Annotated in this window: 16 protein-coding genes; 12 read left to right on the top strand and 4 right to left on the bottom strand. The window is 67.5% G+C overall.

The genetic code is table 11. The features are described 5' to 3' along the window. Window positions 1-67 precede the first annotated feature (67 nt). Both ACYVB7_RS14100 and ygfZ read right to left on the bottom strand, forming a co-directional pair. Complete coding sequence (locus ACYVB7_RS14100; RefSeq protein ID WP_460508765.1) at window positions 68-916, bottom strand: NRDE family protein; 849 nt, start codon at window positions 914-916, stop codon at window positions 68-70. A 61-nt stretch (window positions 917-977) separates the two neighbouring features. Beyond that, window positions 978-1961: a YgfZ/GcvT domain-containing protein gene (gene ygfZ, locus ACYVB7_RS14095; protein WP_460508763.1), complete on the bottom strand. Its 984-nt coding sequence runs from the start codon at window positions 1959-1961 to the stop codon at window positions 978-980. A 212-nt stretch (window positions 1962-2173) separates the two neighbouring features. Here ygfZ and mltG point away from each other — a divergent pair, with 212 nt between their 5' ends. From mltG to ACYVB7_RS14035, 12 genes are all read left to right on the top strand, one after another. Next, window positions 2174-3163 (top strand): endolytic transglycosylase MltG, encoded by a 990-nt coding sequence (mltG, locus tag ACYVB7_RS14090; RefSeq protein WP_460508882.1) that lies wholly within the window; start codon window positions 2174-2176, stop codon window positions 3161-3163. After that, window positions 3160-3798, top strand: a complete 639-nt coding sequence (gene tmk, locus ACYVB7_RS14085; protein ID WP_460508761.1) for a dTMP kinase — start codon at window positions 3160-3162, stop codon at window positions 3796-3798. Before mltG ends, tmk begins: the two co-directional genes overlap by 4 nt. Next, on the top strand, window positions 3795-4868 hold the full coding sequence (locus ACYVB7_RS14080) for a DNA polymerase III subunit delta' (protein ID WP_460508759.1): 1074 nt from the start codon (window positions 3795-3797) through the stop codon (window positions 4866-4868). The genes tmk and ACYVB7_RS14080 overlap by 4 nt, the downstream gene beginning before the upstream one ends. Then, window positions 4861-5250, top strand: a complete 390-nt coding sequence (locus ACYVB7_RS14075; protein WP_460508756.1) for a PilZ domain-containing protein — start codon at window positions 4861-4863, stop codon at window positions 5248-5250. The genes ACYVB7_RS14080 and ACYVB7_RS14075 overlap by 8 nt, the downstream gene beginning before the upstream one ends. 101 nt (window positions 5251-5351) lie before the next feature. Beyond that, window positions 5352-6164, top strand: a complete 813-nt coding sequence (locus ACYVB7_RS14070; RefSeq protein ID WP_460508753.1) for a TatD family hydrolase — start codon at window positions 5352-5354, stop codon at window positions 6162-6164. Continuing rightward, window positions 6161-6853, top strand: coding sequence for an ankyrin repeat domain-containing protein (locus ACYVB7_RS14065; RefSeq protein ID WP_460508751.1), 693 nt, complete (start codon window positions 6161-6163; stop codon window positions 6851-6853). Before ACYVB7_RS14070 ends, ACYVB7_RS14065 begins: the two co-directional genes overlap by 4 nt. A gap of 101 nt (window positions 6854-6954) precedes the next feature. Next, window positions 6955-7320 (top strand): 30S ribosomal protein S6, encoded by a 366-nt coding sequence (rpsF, locus tag ACYVB7_RS14060; protein WP_460508749.1) that lies wholly within the window; start codon window positions 6955-6957, stop codon window positions 7318-7320. A 42-nt stretch (window positions 7321-7362) separates the two neighbouring features. Then, entirely contained in the window at window positions 7363-7650 is a 288-nt protein-coding gene (priB, locus tag ACYVB7_RS14055; protein ID WP_460508747.1) for a primosomal replication protein N, read from the top strand. An 11-nt stretch (window positions 7651-7661) separates the two neighbouring features. Next, window positions 7662-7943, top strand: coding sequence for a small ribosomal subunit protein bS18 (rpsR, locus tag ACYVB7_RS14050; protein WP_460508745.1), 282 nt, complete (start codon window positions 7662-7664; stop codon window positions 7941-7943). Between the two features lie 17 nt (window positions 7944-7960). After that, the gene (rplI, locus tag ACYVB7_RS14045; RefSeq protein WP_460508743.1) at window positions 7961-8413 is read left to right on the top strand and encodes a bL9 family ribosomal protein; all 453 of its coding nucleotides are present in this window, start codon (window positions 7961-7963) and stop codon (window positions 8411-8413) included. 234 nt (window positions 8414-8647) lie between these two features. After that, the gene (gene dnaB, locus ACYVB7_RS14040) at window positions 8648-10066 is read left to right on the top strand and encodes a replicative DNA helicase (RefSeq protein ID WP_460508740.1); all 1419 of its coding nucleotides are present in this window, start codon (window positions 8648-8650) and stop codon (window positions 10064-10066) included. An 85-nt stretch (window positions 10067-10151) separates the two neighbouring features. Then, window positions 10152-10532 carry a VOC family protein gene (locus ACYVB7_RS14035; RefSeq protein WP_460508737.1) on the top strand — a complete coding sequence of 127 codons (381 nt, stop codon included), beginning with the start codon at window positions 10152-10154 and terminating at the stop codon, window positions 10530-10532. A gap of 25 nt (window positions 10533-10557) precedes the next feature. On the opposite strand, the gene ACYVB7_RS14030 is transcribed toward ACYVB7_RS14035, so the two are convergent. Then, window positions 10558-11211, bottom strand: coding sequence for an AraC family transcriptional regulator (locus ACYVB7_RS14030; protein WP_460508734.1), 654 nt, complete (start codon window positions 11209-11211; stop codon window positions 10558-10560). Window positions 11212-11244: 33 nt separating this feature from the next. Then, window positions 11245-13011, bottom strand: a complete 1767-nt coding sequence (locus ACYVB7_RS14025; RefSeq protein WP_460508731.1) for a PhoH family protein — start codon at window positions 13009-13011, stop codon at window positions 11245-11247. Between the last annotated feature and the right edge of the window lie 169 nt (window positions 13012-13180).

The following is a 13180-nucleotide window of genomic DNA, read 5'->3' as shown; positions in this document are numbered from 1 at the left end:
GACGTTGAGCGACTGCTTTTCAATTGGCCCCTGACTGACTTTTCTTGCTGAGAACCGAATTTTTCCCTCACCCAGAACTCCCCCAAACCTCCACCCGCCGACCCCGCTCCCCCTCAGGCCGCCAGGTGTGCTCCTGAAACGTCCATTCCCAGGCTTGGGCCGGGTCTGAGGTTTTCACCACCGACAGCAGCGCACTCGTGCGGGTGCCGTAGCCCTGGGGGTGGTCCACCCAGATGGCGCTGAGCGCCCGTTCCCATTCCAGCGGCACGCCGGTGTGGGGCAGGGCGTTGTCGGGCCAGGTGTGGCGGTTGGCCAGGGTGGTCCACAGGGCTTGTTCGGCCTGGGGGCGGTGGGGCGTGGTCCACTGTGGCAGTGCCTGTTGCAGGGCGGTGCGCAGCGCCAGGGTCTTGGGCCAGGGCGTGTCCAGTCCGGCGTTGGACAGGCCGTACACCCCCGGCGTCAAGGCTTGGCAGTGCAGGCCCGTGCCGCCATGGGCTTGGGGTGGGCGGTTGGTCAGCCAGTGCCATTGGCCGGTGGCCAGGTCGCCCACCACCAGGTTGAAGGCCCCGTAGGCGGTGGGGTCCAGTTGCTGGGTGAGGGTGTCCAGCGGGGTGCCGTCCAGCCAGCGCAGGGGCAGCTCGCCCCGGCTGCGGGGCCTGCGGGTGGTGTCGCGGCCTTGGCGCACGTTGGTCAGCATGGCCACGCGGGCACCATGAGGGTGGTGGGTGTGGGGGCCTGTGGTGCCCAGCCAGGTGCCGCCGTCGCGCTCGTCACGCCCGGCCACCACGGGGGTGCCGTTGGGGGTGGTCCAGCGGTGCAGGGGCAGGGTGGGGCGGTCCAGCGCTTCGTCGCGGTTGGCGGCCAGCAGCAGGGGCAGGCCGGGGGCGGCCTGGATGGCAAAGGCCATCAGGCACATGCAAAGTTCTCAGTCAAAAATGCCTCTGGCGCTTTTTCTGATTGCATGGTTTGCTATGCATTCAGATGTCTTCGGCCAGGGTGTAGGGCAGGCTTTGCAGGTGCAGGATGGGGCCGTTGGCGCTGCCCGCGTGCAGCGTGCCTTCGGTGGTGGCGCTGATTTGCAGCGAGGCCAGCCCCTCCCAGCCCACCCCCCCAGGCGCGGGGGCCACGCTGAAGAGGGTGCCGCAGGGTTGCTCGGCATCGCTGCTGTGGAACACCTCTTGCCCCACGCTCAGGGGCCCGGTTTCGCTGTGCAGGCGGTAGGCGCGGCGCTTGAGGGTGCCGCGGTACTGGCTGCGGGCCACCACTTCCTGGCCGGGGTAGCAGCCTTTTTTGAAGTTGACGCCGCCCACGCTTTCCAGGTTGATCATTTGGGGCACAAAGGCGTCGGTCACCGGCTGGCTGACCATGCCCACGCCGCTGGCCACTTCCAGCCAGGCCCAGGTGGCGGCGTCCAGCGCCGGGGCGCTGGTGAGGGCGGCAGGCGCTTGGCCCGCGGGCACCACGGCCAGCACGCGTGGGATGGGCTCGGCACCAGGGGCGGCCACGGCCTGCGGCAGGCGCACCCAGGTGGTGGGGCCGTCGGTCTGTTTGGCCCAGGGGGTGGCGGGCAGTTGGGTGGCAGTGGCCGTGGCACCGGCCAGGCCCCACAGCTCAAAGTCGGCACTGGCGTCGGACAGTTTGCACTGGGCGCGCATCACAAACATTTGCAGGCGTTTGAGCGTGGGGGCCAGCAGGTCGGCGCTGCAGGCCAGCAGCAGGTCGTCCGCCGCCAGCTTGAAGCCCACAAAGGTGGCCAGCAGCCGCCCTTTGGCCGAGCAGTACCCGGCCAGCCGCGCCTCGCCCAGGCCCAGCAGGGCGAAGTCTTGGGTGAGCTGGCCGTGCAGGAACTTGGCGGCATCGGCCCCTTGGGCGCGGATGACGCCCCAGCCGCTCAGGCGCAGGGCACCGTTGGGGGCGGTGCTGAGGTGGGGGGCAGAGGGTGCAGTGGCGGTGGCAGACATGGCTGTGGGGTGGGCGGCAGGTCGCGCGTGTGGGGAAGATGGCGGGAATTATGATCAGCCGAATGCCCCCTTGCTTGCCGTCAGCCTCTCGCCCTTGTTCCCAACCTGCCGTGGCCGCGTCGGCTGCCGTGCGTGCCCGCACCGCGGGCCGTGGGCACCAACTAGGCCGGGTGCGCCTGGGGGTGCTGCTGCGCTGGGTGGCCGCGGCGCTGATGGGGCTGCTGGCCGCTGGCGTGTGGTGGTGGCCGCAAGCCCCCTTGCATTTGCGCATGGCCCCCGGCCAGACGGTGGTGGATTTGCGCGTGCCCCCCGGCACCGCAGGCCAGCGGGTGGCGGCAGATGCCGTGGCCGCGGGCGTGGACGAGCCGCTGTGGCTGCTGCAACTGGCCCTGCGCCTGTCGGGGCAGGGGCCGCTGATCAAGGCGGGCAGTTACGAGCTGGAGCCGGGCATCACCCCCCGGCAGCTGCTGGACAAGCTGGTGCGCGGCGAGCAGGCCACCCGCAGCGTGACGCTGGTGGAGGGCTGGACGTTTGCCCAATTCCGCCAAGCGCTTCAAAAAGCAGAGCATCTTGCGCCCGACAGTCAAGCGCTGGAGCCTGCTGAGTTGATGAAGGCCGTGGGCAAGGCGGGCGTGGCCCCCGAGGGGCGGTTTTTCCCCGACACCTACGTCTACCCCAAGAACAGCAGCGACCTGGACGTGTGGCGCCAAGCCGCCACCGCCATGGACAAGGCCCTGGCCGACGCCTGGGCCCAGCGCGCCCCGGCGCTGCCGCTGCGCAGCCCGGACGAGGCGCTGATTCTGGCCAGCCTGGTGGAAAAGGAAACCGGCAAGGCCGCCGACCGTCCGCAGGTGGCGGGGGTGTTCATCAACCGGCTGCGCATTGGCATGCGCCTGCAGACCGACCCCAGCGTGGCCTACGGCGTGCTGCAAGCCCCGCCGGGCCTGTTTGCCCAGCCGTTTGATGGCCGCCTGCGCCGCGTGCACCTGGACACCGACACCCCCTACAACACCTACACCCGCGCCGGGCTGCCGCCCACACCCATTGCCATGCCCGGTGCGGCCTCGCTCAAGGCGGCGCTGCACCCTGCCAGCACCAAGGCGCTGTACTTTGTGGCCCGCGGCGATGGCTCCAGCCAGTTCAGCGACAACCTGAACCAGCACAACGCCGCCGTGCGCCAACACATCCTGAAAAAGCCATGACGTTCATCACCTTCGAAGGCATCGACGGGGCGGGCAAGTCGTCGCACATCGACACGCTGGCCCAGGCCCTGCGCGCCCAGGGCCGCACCGTGGTGCTGACCCGTGAGCCCGGGGGCACGCCGCTGTCGGAAAAGCTGCGCGAACTGCTGCTGGCCCAGGCCATGGACCCGCTGACCGAGGCCCTGCTGATGTTTGCCGCCCGGCGCGAGCACCTGGTGCAGGTGATCGAGCCCGCGCTGGCCCGGAGCGAGGTGGTCATTTCCGACCGTTTCACCGACGCCACCTTTGCCTACCAGGGCGGGGGGCGCGGTTTCGACTGGGCCACACTGCAAACGCTGGAGGCCATGGTGCAGTCGCACCCCGGCGGGCTGCGCCAGCCCGACCTGACGCTGTGGTTCGACCTGCCGCCCGAGGTGGCCGCCGCCCGGCTGGCCGGGGCGCGGGAGCCCGACAAGTTCGAGCGTGAATCGGCCCGCTTTTTTGCCCAGGTGTCGGCCGGTTACGCCCGCCGCGCCACCGAGCAGCCGCAGCGCTTTGCCCGCATTGCCGCCGACCAGCCCCGCGAGGCCGTGGCCCGCGACGTGCTGGCCGCCGTGGCCCAGCGCGGCTGGCTGCCGTCCGGGGGCCATGCATGAGCGCCCCCGCCCTGGCCCCCTGGCTGCAACGGCAGTTGCGCACCCTGCTGGCCCAGCGCGGCCATGCCTTGCTGCTGGCCGGGCCGTCGGGTCTGGGCCAGTACGACCTGGCCCTGGCCCTGGCCCGCGCCTGGCTGTGCGACCACCCCGGCCCCGACGGGGCCTGCGGCCAGTGCGACAGCTGCCACGCCATCGACGTGCGCACCCATGCCGAGCTGATGGTGTTGATGCCCGAGCTGCTGGCTTTGGAGCGTGACTGGCCGCTGGACGAAAAAACCCGCGACCGCATCGAGAAGAAGGAAATCAAGCCCAGCAAGTGGATTCGGGTGGAAGCCGCCCGCGCCGTGGTGGGCTTTGCGCAAACCACCCGGTCGCGCGGCAGCACCAAGGTGGTGATGGTCTACCCGGCAGACCGGCTGAACGTGGAATCGGCCAACACCCTGCTGAAAACCCTGGAAGAACCCGCGGGCGACCTGCGTTTTGTGCTGGCCGCCGACGCCGCCCACCTGCTGCCCGCCACCATCCGCAGCCGCTGCCAGACCCATGTGTTGCAGTGGCCCACCGCCGACGAGGCCCAGCACTGGCTGCTGGCCCAGGTGCCCGGCACCCCTGCCGCCCAGGCCGCGGTGTGGCTGCAAGCCGCCGGGGGCCGCCCCGACGACGCGCTGGACTGGGCCCGCCTGGGCCTGCAACCCGCGCAGTGGGCGGCCTTGCCCCAGGCCCTGGCCCGGGGCGACGGCAGCGGCGTGGCCGATTGGGCCCCGGCCCGCCTGCTGGACGTGTTGCAAAAGCTCTGCCACGACGGGCTGGCCGTGGCCGCAGGCGGTGCCCCGCGCTACTTTGCGCTGGCCGACCTGCCCAAACCCCCCAGCCCCATGGCCCTGCAAGCCTGGGCGCAGGAGCTGCTGGCCGCCGCCCGCACGGTGGAGCACCCGTTCCAGGCCGCGCTGCTGCACGAGGCCTGGCTGGCCAAGGCGCAGCAGGTGTGGTCGCCGGCCACCCGCCCGACAGGGCGTGGGGCGGCGGTGCCCCGTGGGGCCGATGTCGCACTACACTCGCGCCATGGCTGACATCCCTTCCGCCCCCACACCGCTGACCGCCAAGGTGGCTGGCAATCGGCCCGCCGTCATTCAGTTGTCCATCAAGGAAAAAGCGGCGCTGTACGCCGCCTACATCCCGCTGTTCACCGATGGGGGCATTTTTGTGCCCTCCACCCGCGAACACCGCCTGGGCGACGACCTGTACCTGCTCATCACGCTGCCCGACGACCCGCAGCGCTACCCGATTGCGGGCAAGGTGGCGTGGATCACCCCGGCGCGGGCGGCGGGCAACCGCACCCAGGGCGTGGGTGTGCGCTTCCCCAGCGACGATGTGTCCCAGCAGCTCAAGATGCGCATCGAGCAGATCCTGGGCGACCGTCTGATGTCCGACCGGCCCACCCAGACCGTCTGACGCTGTTTAACGCCATTCAGCGTTGTTGGGTTACTCCTGTTTTTGTAGCTGCTTGCGCTTTTATATAAAGCGGTAGGTGCTGTTTTGATTGAGTATTTTTGATGTTCACGGACTCCCATTGCCACCTCAACTTTCCCGAGCTGGTTGACCGCCTGGACACGGTGCTGGCCGACATGGCCGCCGCGCAGGTGACGCGGGCGCTGTGCATCGCCACCACGCTGGAAGAATTCGACGCCGTGCACGGCCTGGCGCTCCACCACGCCCACCTGTGGGCCACGGTGGGTGTGCACCCCGACAACGAAGGTGTGCAAGAACCCACGCTGGCCGACTTGCTCACCCGCGCGGCGCTGCCCAAGGTGGTGGCCATCGGGGAAACCGGGCTGGACTACTACCGCCTGAACGGGCGCAGCGTGGCCGACATGGCCTGGCAGCGCGAGCGGTTTCGCACCCACATTGCGGCGGCGCGGCAAACGGGCCTGCCCCTGGTGATCCACACCCGCAGCGCCTCGGACGACACCCTGGCCATCCTGCGCGAAAGCGGCGGCCTGGGCAGCGGGGCCGACGCGGGGCAGGGCGCGGCGGCCACTGGGGTGTTCCATTGCTTCACCGAAAGCATGGACGTGGCCCGCGCCGCGCTGGACATGGGGTTTTACGTGTCGTTTTCGGGCATCCTGACCTTCAAGAGCGCGGCAGACCTGCGCGAGGTGGCCGCCTTTGTGCCGCTGGACCGGCTGCTGATCGAGACCGACAGCCCCTACCTGGCCCCGGTGCCCTACCGCGGCAAGACCAACACCCCGGCCTACGTGCCACATGTGGCCGCGCAGGTGGCGCAGATCAAAGGGCTGAGTGTCGAGGCCGTGGCCCAGGCCACCTCCGACAACGTGGACCGGCTGTTCCCCCGGGTGCTGGCATGACGCGCCGCACGCTGGTTCGTGCGCTGGCTGCCCTGGGCTTCACGGGGCTGATGGGGGTGACCGGGCTGGTGGGAGGGGCGCACGCCGGGTCGTTTGACGACTTTTTCACCGCCATCAAGCGCAACGACGTGGCGGCTTTGCAGGAACTGGCGGCCCAGGGCTTTGACCTGAACACCACCGACGCCTCGGGCCAGAACGCGCTGTACCTGGCGCTGCGGGACCAGATGTTTCTGGTGGCCGACTTTCTGGCCCGCCACCCCAAGTTCAACGTGGACCAGCGCAACCCCAAGGACGAAACCCCGCTGATGTACGCCGTGCTCAAGGGCCACACCGACGTGGCCCGCACCTTGGTGGAGCGGGGGGCGGACGTCAACAAGCCCGGTTGGGCCCCGTTGCATTACGCCGCCACCTACGCGGGCAAGGGGGCGGTGGAGCAGGTGCAGTGGCTGCTGGACAACCACGCCTACATCGATGCCGAATCGCCCAACGGCACCACCCCGCTGATGATGGCCGCCCAGTACGGCAGTGAAGACGTGGTGACCCTGTTGCTGGAAGAGGGGGCCGACTCGGCCTTGCGCAACAGCCTGGGCCTCACCGCCATCGATTTCGCCCTGCGGGCCCAACGTCCCGCCGTGGCCGAAGCCATTGCCGCCCGCACCCGCAAGGCCCTGCCCGCAGGCAAGTGGTGAGGCGGTTTGGGGCCTGGCTGGGTTGCGGGCTATAATCGCAGGCTTTCCGCCTTGCTGCATCCGTCAGACGCCGGGGCAGCTATCAACCACAAGGAGTGTGTATGCGTCATTACGAAATCGTCTTGCTGATCCACCCGGATCAAAGCGAGCAGGTTCCGGCCATGCTGGAGCGTTACAAGGGCATGATCACCACCGGCGGTGGCAAGGTCCATCGCGTGGAAGACTGGGGTCGCCGTCAGCTGGTCTATCAGATCAACAAGCTGAACAAGGCCCACTACCTGTGTGTGAACATCGAGGCCGATCAGGCCGTGATGGGCGAGTTGGAGCATGCCTTCAAGTTCAACGACGCCGTGCTGCGTCACTTGGTCGTGAAGAAGAAGAAAGCCGAAACCGGTCCTTCCGCCATGATGAAATCCGTCGAGCGCGAAGAAGCCCGCAAGGCTGCACAGCAGGAGAACGCTGCCTGAGTCATCCGTTGATCGGGCACCCACTCACCTGACACCACCCTGTTGAACGAGCTGCAACTTTCGGCGCGCATCGCCCAAGTCCTCCCCTTGCGTTACACCCCCGCGGGCCTGCCCGCCCTGGATGTGATGCTGGAGCACGAAGCCGACGTGACCGATGCAGGCGTTTCCCGCCGCGTCAAATTGTCCCTTCGGGGTTTGGCGTTCGGCACCCAGGCCGAAACCTTGGTCCGGGCCGATCTGGCGGCACAGTGGTTGTTCAAGGGGTTTGTGGCACAAGCCCGCAATGGCAAAGGCGTCGTTTTTCACATTCAGGACATCCAACGCATTTAAGGAAGCCCATCATGGCTGCACCGAAACGTTTCAACAAAGACAAGCGCCCCAAGCGCAACACCCAGTCGCTGCTGTTCAAGCGCAAGCGCTACTGCCGCTTCACCGTGGCCGGCGTGGAAGAAGTCGACTACAAGGACATCGACACCCTGCGCGATTTCATCGCTGAAAACGGCAAGATCATTCCTGCCCGTCTGACCGGCACCCGCGCCATCTACCAGCGCCAAGTCAACACCGCCATCAAGCGCGCCCGCTTCCTGGCCCTGTTGCCTTACTCTGACCAGCACCGCGTCTGAGGCTAGGAGTACACAACATGCAAATCATCCTGCTCGAAAAAGTGGTCAACCTGGGTGCCCTGGGTGACGTGGTCAAGGTGAAAGACGGCTACGCCCGCAACTTCCTGATCCCCTCTGGCAAGGCTCGCCGCGCCACGCAAGCCAACATCGCCGAATTCGAAGCCCGCCGCGCCGAGCTCGAAAAGGCTGCTGCTGCCAAGCTGGCCGAAGCCCAAGCCCTGGGCGAGAAGCTGGCCGGCATCATCGTCAAGGTCAGCCAGAAGGCTGGCGTGGACGGTCGCCTGTTCGGTTCCGTCACCAACCACGACATCGCCGACGAACTGGTCAAGATGGGTCACCCCGTGGTCAAGGCCCAGGTGCGCATGCCCAACGGCCCTCTGAAGGCTGTGGGCGACTACACCGTCAGCCTGTCTCTGCACACCGACGTGGCTGTCGAAGTCACCGTCACCGTGCTGGGCGAAACCGCCTGATCGGCCTGTCCGTGGCCGGGGGCTGATGCCCTCAGCCAACGGGCTGCAAAAGCCGCCCCCAAAAAAAGCCGCCTCTTGTGGGGCGGCTTTTTTGTTTTTGGGAATGTCCGTTTGGCGGGCGTTCTGCCCGGTTATCCCGGGTTGCCCCCTGCTTGTCCCCGGGTTATCCACAGAGTTGTGCAATGACGCCGCGGCGTCAAATCCGTACCATGCACGGCTTGCCCTCCGAATGCCATGAACACCGTTGCCTCCCGCACCTTCGATCCGCTTGACCTGAGCGACCTGCCCGCCGACCCGCAGGTGGCGCAACTGCGCATCCCACCGCATTCGCTGGAGGCCGAGTCCAGCGTGCTGGGCGGGCTGCTGCTGGACAACAGCGCCTGGGACCGCGTCGGCGACCTCATCAAAGACGACGACTTCTACCGCCGCGAACACAAGCTGGTGTTTGCGGCCATTGCCCACCTGATCAACGGCTCCAAACCTGCCGACGTGATCACCGTGTTCGAGCACCTGCAAAGCCAGGGCCGCACCGAAGAGGTGGGCGGGTTGGCCTACCTCAACTCGCTGGCCCAGTACGTTCCCAGCGCGGCCAACATCCGCCGGTATGCCGAAATCGTGCGGGAGCGCGGCATCCTGCGCAAGCTGCTGACGGCCAGCGACGAAATTGCCACCGCAGCCTTCAACCCGCAGGGGCGGGCGGTGGACAAGATCCTGGACGAGGCGGAGCAGAAGATCTTCCACATCGGGGAAGAAGGCTCGCGCATGAAGCAGGGTTTCCAGAGCATGGACACCCTGGTGGTGGACCTGCTGGACCGTGTGCAGGAGATGGCCGACAACCCCAACGACATCACCGGGGTGCCCACGGGCTTTTACGACCTGGACCGCATGACCTCGGGCCTGCAGGCCGGCGACCTGGTGGTGCTGGCGGCGCGGCCTTCCATGGGCAAGACGGCGTTTGCCATCAACATCGCCGAACACGTGGCGCTGAACGAGGGCCTGCCAGTGGCCGTGTTCTCCATGGAAATGGGCGCCGCCCAGCTGGCGGTGCGTATCGTGGGCTCCATTGGTCGCATCCACCAGGGGCATTTGCGCACCGGCAAGCTCACCGACGAGGAATGGCCACGGCTGACCGAGGCCATCGAGCGCCTGCGCACCATCTCGCTGCACATCGACGAAACCCCGGGCCTGACCCCCAGCGAGCTGCGGGCCAACTCGCGCCGCCTGGCACGCCAGTGCGGCAAGCTGGGCCTGATCGTGGTCGACTACCTGCAGCTGATGAGCGGCAGCAGCGGCTCCAACGGCGAGAACCGCGCCACCGAGCTGGGTGAAATCTCCCGGGGCCTGAAGATGCTGGCCAAGGAGCTGCAATGCCCCGTGATTGCGCTGTCGCAGCTCAACCGAAGCGTGGAACAACGCACCGACAAACGCCCCATGATGAGTGACTTGCGCGAATCCGGTGCCATCGAGCAGGATGCGGACATCATCATGTTCATCTACCGCGACGAGTACTACAACAAGGACAGCAAGGACCCGGGCGTGGCCGAAATCATCATCGGCAAGCAGCGTAACGGCCCCACCGGCACGGTACGGCTGGCCTTCCTGAACTCGCTCACCCGCTTCGAAAGCCTGGCCTCGGGCAGCGACGATTTCTGAGCGGTACCCAGGCCGTGTCGCATTTTTCCAAGACGTTGGCGGGTGGCCTCCCTACAGTGGGGGTTTTCCAACCACGAGGAATGTGATGAAGCTGGGTTACACCATTTTGTACGTGCCCGACGTGCGGGCCAGCCTGCGGTTTTACGAGCAGGCCTTTGGGCTGGCCACCAAGTTCCTGCACGAGGGTGGGGACTTTGGCGAGCTGGACACGGGCGGCACGTCGCTGGCGTTCTGTTCCCTGAATTTGTTGCAGCAAATGGGCAAAACCCCTGGGCGGGCGGACGTGGCGCGTCCGGTGTCGGAGGTGGCCATGGTCACGGCTGACGTGCCTGCGGCGTTTGCCCGGGCGGTGGCGGCAGGGGCCACGCCCTTGCAAGCTCCCGAAGACATGCCTTGGGGCCAGACGGTGGCCTATGTCGCCGACCCCGATGGCTTCTGGGTGGAGCTGTGCACCCCGGTGGGGTGATGCGAAGGAGTCAGCCTCGGGCGCCTCAACCGTGGCCTGTGGCGTGCAGCAGGGCCAACCGATCAGGGCTTGCCCGCAACTGCGTGGGCGTACAGCCCAACCAATGCCGAAAGGCCAGGTTCATATGGGCTTGGTCGGAAAAACCGTGGTCCACCGCCAGTTCGGCCAACGGGCAGGGGGTGGTCAGCGCCCGCGCGGCCTGGCGCACCCGGGCCAAGCCCCGCCAGAACCCGGGGGTTTGCTGGGTGTGGCGGTGGGTCAGGCGCTCCAGCGTGCGCAGGCTCACGCCCAGGGAGTGGGCTGCGGCGGCCACGGAGGGCGCATGGGCCAACGCGTGCAAGGCTTCCTGCACGTTGGGGTTCAACCGGCTGGTGTGGGCCAGGGCGGTGCGAACCTCGGCATCGGCCTCAAAGGGCTGGTGGCGGGTCAGTGCCAGCAGGGTCGCGTCATCCACCTGGCTGCCGGGGTGCAGGCGGTAGCCCCGCACGCTCACGCCAGGGGGCAGGCACACCGTTTCGGCCCGCTGGGCCAGGGCAAACACATGCCAGGTGGTGACGCCGTCGGGCGTCTGGACGCCAATCAGGTCCTGACACCCGTCAGGCGGGATCCACGCGGGTTCATCCGCCCCCGGTTGGGCCGAGGCGGTGTGAACCCAGGCGGTCAGCAGCGGGAAGTCCATGGCCGTCCACGCGGCGGCGGTGTTGCCGATGGGTCAGAGCACTTCGCTGGCAAAGTCGGCCAGGCGTGAGCGTTCGCCCCGCGCCAGGGTGATGTGGCCGCCGTGCGGCCAGCCCTTGAAGCGGTCCACCGCGTAGGTCATGCCCGACGAGCCTTCGGTGAGGTAGGGCGTGTCGATCTGCGCCAGGTTGCCCATGCAGATGATTTTGGTGCCTGGGCCCGCGCGGGTGATGAGGGTCTTCATCTGCTTGGGCGTGAGGTTTTGCGCCTCGTCGATGATGACGTACTTGTTCAGGAAGGTGCGCCCGCGCATGAAGTTCATGCTTTTCACCTTGATGCGGCTGCGGATCAGCTCGTTGGTGGCGGCGCGGCCCCATTCGCCAGCGTTGCCGCCGTCGCCCTTGGCCAGGAACTCAAGGTTGTCGTCCAGGGCGCCCATCCACGGGCCCATTTTTTCCTCTTCCGAGCCAGGCAGGAAACCGATGTCCTCGCCCACGCTGACGGTGGCACGGGTCATGATGATTTCGGTGTAACGCCGCTCGTCCAGCACCTGCACCAGGCCGGCAGCCAGGGCCATCAGCGTCTTGCCGGTGCCCGCGGTGCCGGTGAGGGTGACAAAGTCGATTTCCGGGTCCATCAGCAGGTTGAGGGCGAAGTTCTGCTCGCGGTTGCGTGCGGTCACGCCCCAGATGGAGTTTTTGAGGTGGGTGAAGTCGCGCAGGGTTTTGAGCACCGCGGTTTTTTCACGGATTTCCACCACCCGTGCGTACAGCGCGGGTTCGCCGGGAGCCTCGAAGTACACAAACTGGTTGATGTGGAAGCTGGGCACCAAGGGGCCACCCACACGGTAGAAGGTGTGCTGGCCTTGCTGCCAGCTTTCCACGGTTTTGCTCTGGCGGGTCCAGAAGTCGGCGGGCAGGGCCAGCAGGCCGCTGTAGAGCAGCTCGCCGTCGTCCAGGGTCTTGTCGTTTTCGTAGTCTTGCGCGTCCAGGCCCAGGGCGCGGGCCTTGATGCGCATGTTGATGTCCTTGGACACCATGGCCACCACGCGCTCGGGGTGGCGGTCGCTCAGGGCCTGCACCACGCCCAGGATCTGGTTGTCGGCCTTGCCCTGGGGCAGGCTGGCGGGCAGGGTGTGGTCCAGCGGCTCGGTCTGGAAGAACAGGCGGCCACGGGCTTCGGTGTGCCCGGTGCCGTTCAGCGGCAGGCCACGGCCAATGTTGTCCTCGCCCGCCAGGGCGGCCAGGGCATCCAGCGTGCGGCTGGCTTGGCGGCCGTTGCGGGCGACTTCGGTCATGCCCTTCTTGTGGCCATCCAGTTCTTCCAGCACCACCATGGGCAGGTAGACGTCGTGTTCCTCGAAGCGGAACAGGCTCATGGGGTCGTGCAGCAGCACGTTGGTGTCCAGCACAAACAGCTTGGTGGGGCCGGAAGGTGCTTTGGCCTTGGCGCGACCCTGGGCGGCTTTGCCTTTGCGGGCCGAGCCCGTGTCGTTGGCGGTACGGGTGGCCACCACGGCAACCGGGGTTGCGGGAGGCGTTGGCACCACGGCCACGGTGGGGGCTGCCGCGACCACGGTGGGTGTGGTTTCCACCGGGCGGGTTTTGGCGGTGCCGCGCTTGCGGGCCGTGGCGCTGACTGGGGCCGACGCCGTGACCGCGGGGGTCACGGGGGTGTCGGCCACGGCGGGCGCGGAGCGGGCAGGCGTACGCCGAACTGGCTCGGACAGCGGGTTGGTGATGCCGTGTTTGTCCAGGGCCAGTCGGGCGGCTTTTTTGGCGGGAGGTGGGGGCAAAGGCATGGCTGAAAAAACAAAAAGCCGTCAGCTTTCGCTGGCGGCTTGCATGTGAGAGGGATTGGCGTGTGCGTGGGACCCGAAGGACATGAGCCCATTATGTCGCACGCCCGGCGGGAAGTTCATCAGGCGGTGGTGACCGGGGCTTCCTTGGCCGCTGCGGGTTTTTTGGCGG

This window comes from Hydrogenophaga soli (genome assembly GCF_054777695.1).
The sequence above is the reverse complement of the archived record's forward strand: the minus strand, read 5'-3'. Positions and strand labels throughout refer to the sequence as shown.

Excerpts from the sequence above, each read along its gene's own strand:
- ACYVB7_RS14100 (WP_460508765.1), bottom strand. The coding sequence starts at position 916 with ATGTGCCTGATGGCCTTTGCCATCCAGGCCGCCCCCGGCCTGCCCCTG.
- ygfZ (WP_460508763.1), bottom strand. The coding sequence starts at position 1,961 with ATGTCTGCCACCGCCACTGCACCCTCTGCCCCCCACCTCAGCACCGCC.
- mltG (WP_460508882.1), top strand. The coding sequence starts at position 2,174 with ATGGGGCTGCTGGCCGCTGGCGTGTGGTGGTGGCCGCAAGCCCCCTTG.
- tmk (WP_460508761.1), top strand. The coding sequence starts at position 3,160 with ATGACGTTCATCACCTTCGAAGGCATCGACGGGGCGGGCAAGTCGTCG.
- ACYVB7_RS14080 (WP_460508759.1), top strand. The coding sequence starts at position 3,795 with ATGAGCGCCCCCGCCCTGGCCCCCTGGCTGCAACGGCAGTTGCGCACC.
- ACYVB7_RS14075 (WP_460508756.1), top strand. The coding sequence starts at position 4,861 with ATGGCTGACATCCCTTCCGCCCCCACACCGCTGACCGCCAAGGTGGCT.
- ACYVB7_RS14070 (WP_460508753.1), top strand. The coding sequence starts at position 5,352 with ATGTTCACGGACTCCCATTGCCACCTCAACTTTCCCGAGCTGGTTGAC.
- ACYVB7_RS14065 (WP_460508751.1), top strand. The coding sequence starts at position 6,161 with ATGACGCGCCGCACGCTGGTTCGTGCGCTGGCTGCCCTGGGCTTCACG.
- rpsF (WP_460508749.1), top strand. The coding sequence starts at position 6,955 with ATGCGTCATTACGAAATCGTCTTGCTGATCCACCCGGATCAAAGCGAG.
- rpsR (WP_460508745.1), top strand. The coding sequence starts at position 7,662 with ATGGCTGCACCGAAACGTTTCAACAAAGACAAGCGCCCCAAGCGCAAC.
- rplI (WP_460508743.1), top strand. The coding sequence starts at position 7,961 with ATGCAAATCATCCTGCTCGAAAAAGTGGTCAACCTGGGTGCCCTGGGT.
- dnaB (WP_460508740.1), top strand. The coding sequence starts at position 8,648 with ATGAACACCGTTGCCTCCCGCACCTTCGATCCGCTTGACCTGAGCGAC.
- ACYVB7_RS14035 (WP_460508737.1), top strand. The coding sequence starts at position 10,152 with ATGAAGCTGGGTTACACCATTTTGTACGTGCCCGACGTGCGGGCCAGC.
- ACYVB7_RS14030 (WP_460508734.1), bottom strand. The coding sequence starts at position 11,211 with ATGGACTTCCCGCTGCTGACCGCCTGGGTTCACACCGCCTCGGCCCAA.
- ACYVB7_RS14025 (WP_460508731.1), bottom strand. The coding sequence starts at position 13,011 with ATGCCTTTGCCCCCACCTCCCGCCAAAAAAGCCGCCCGACTGGCCCTG.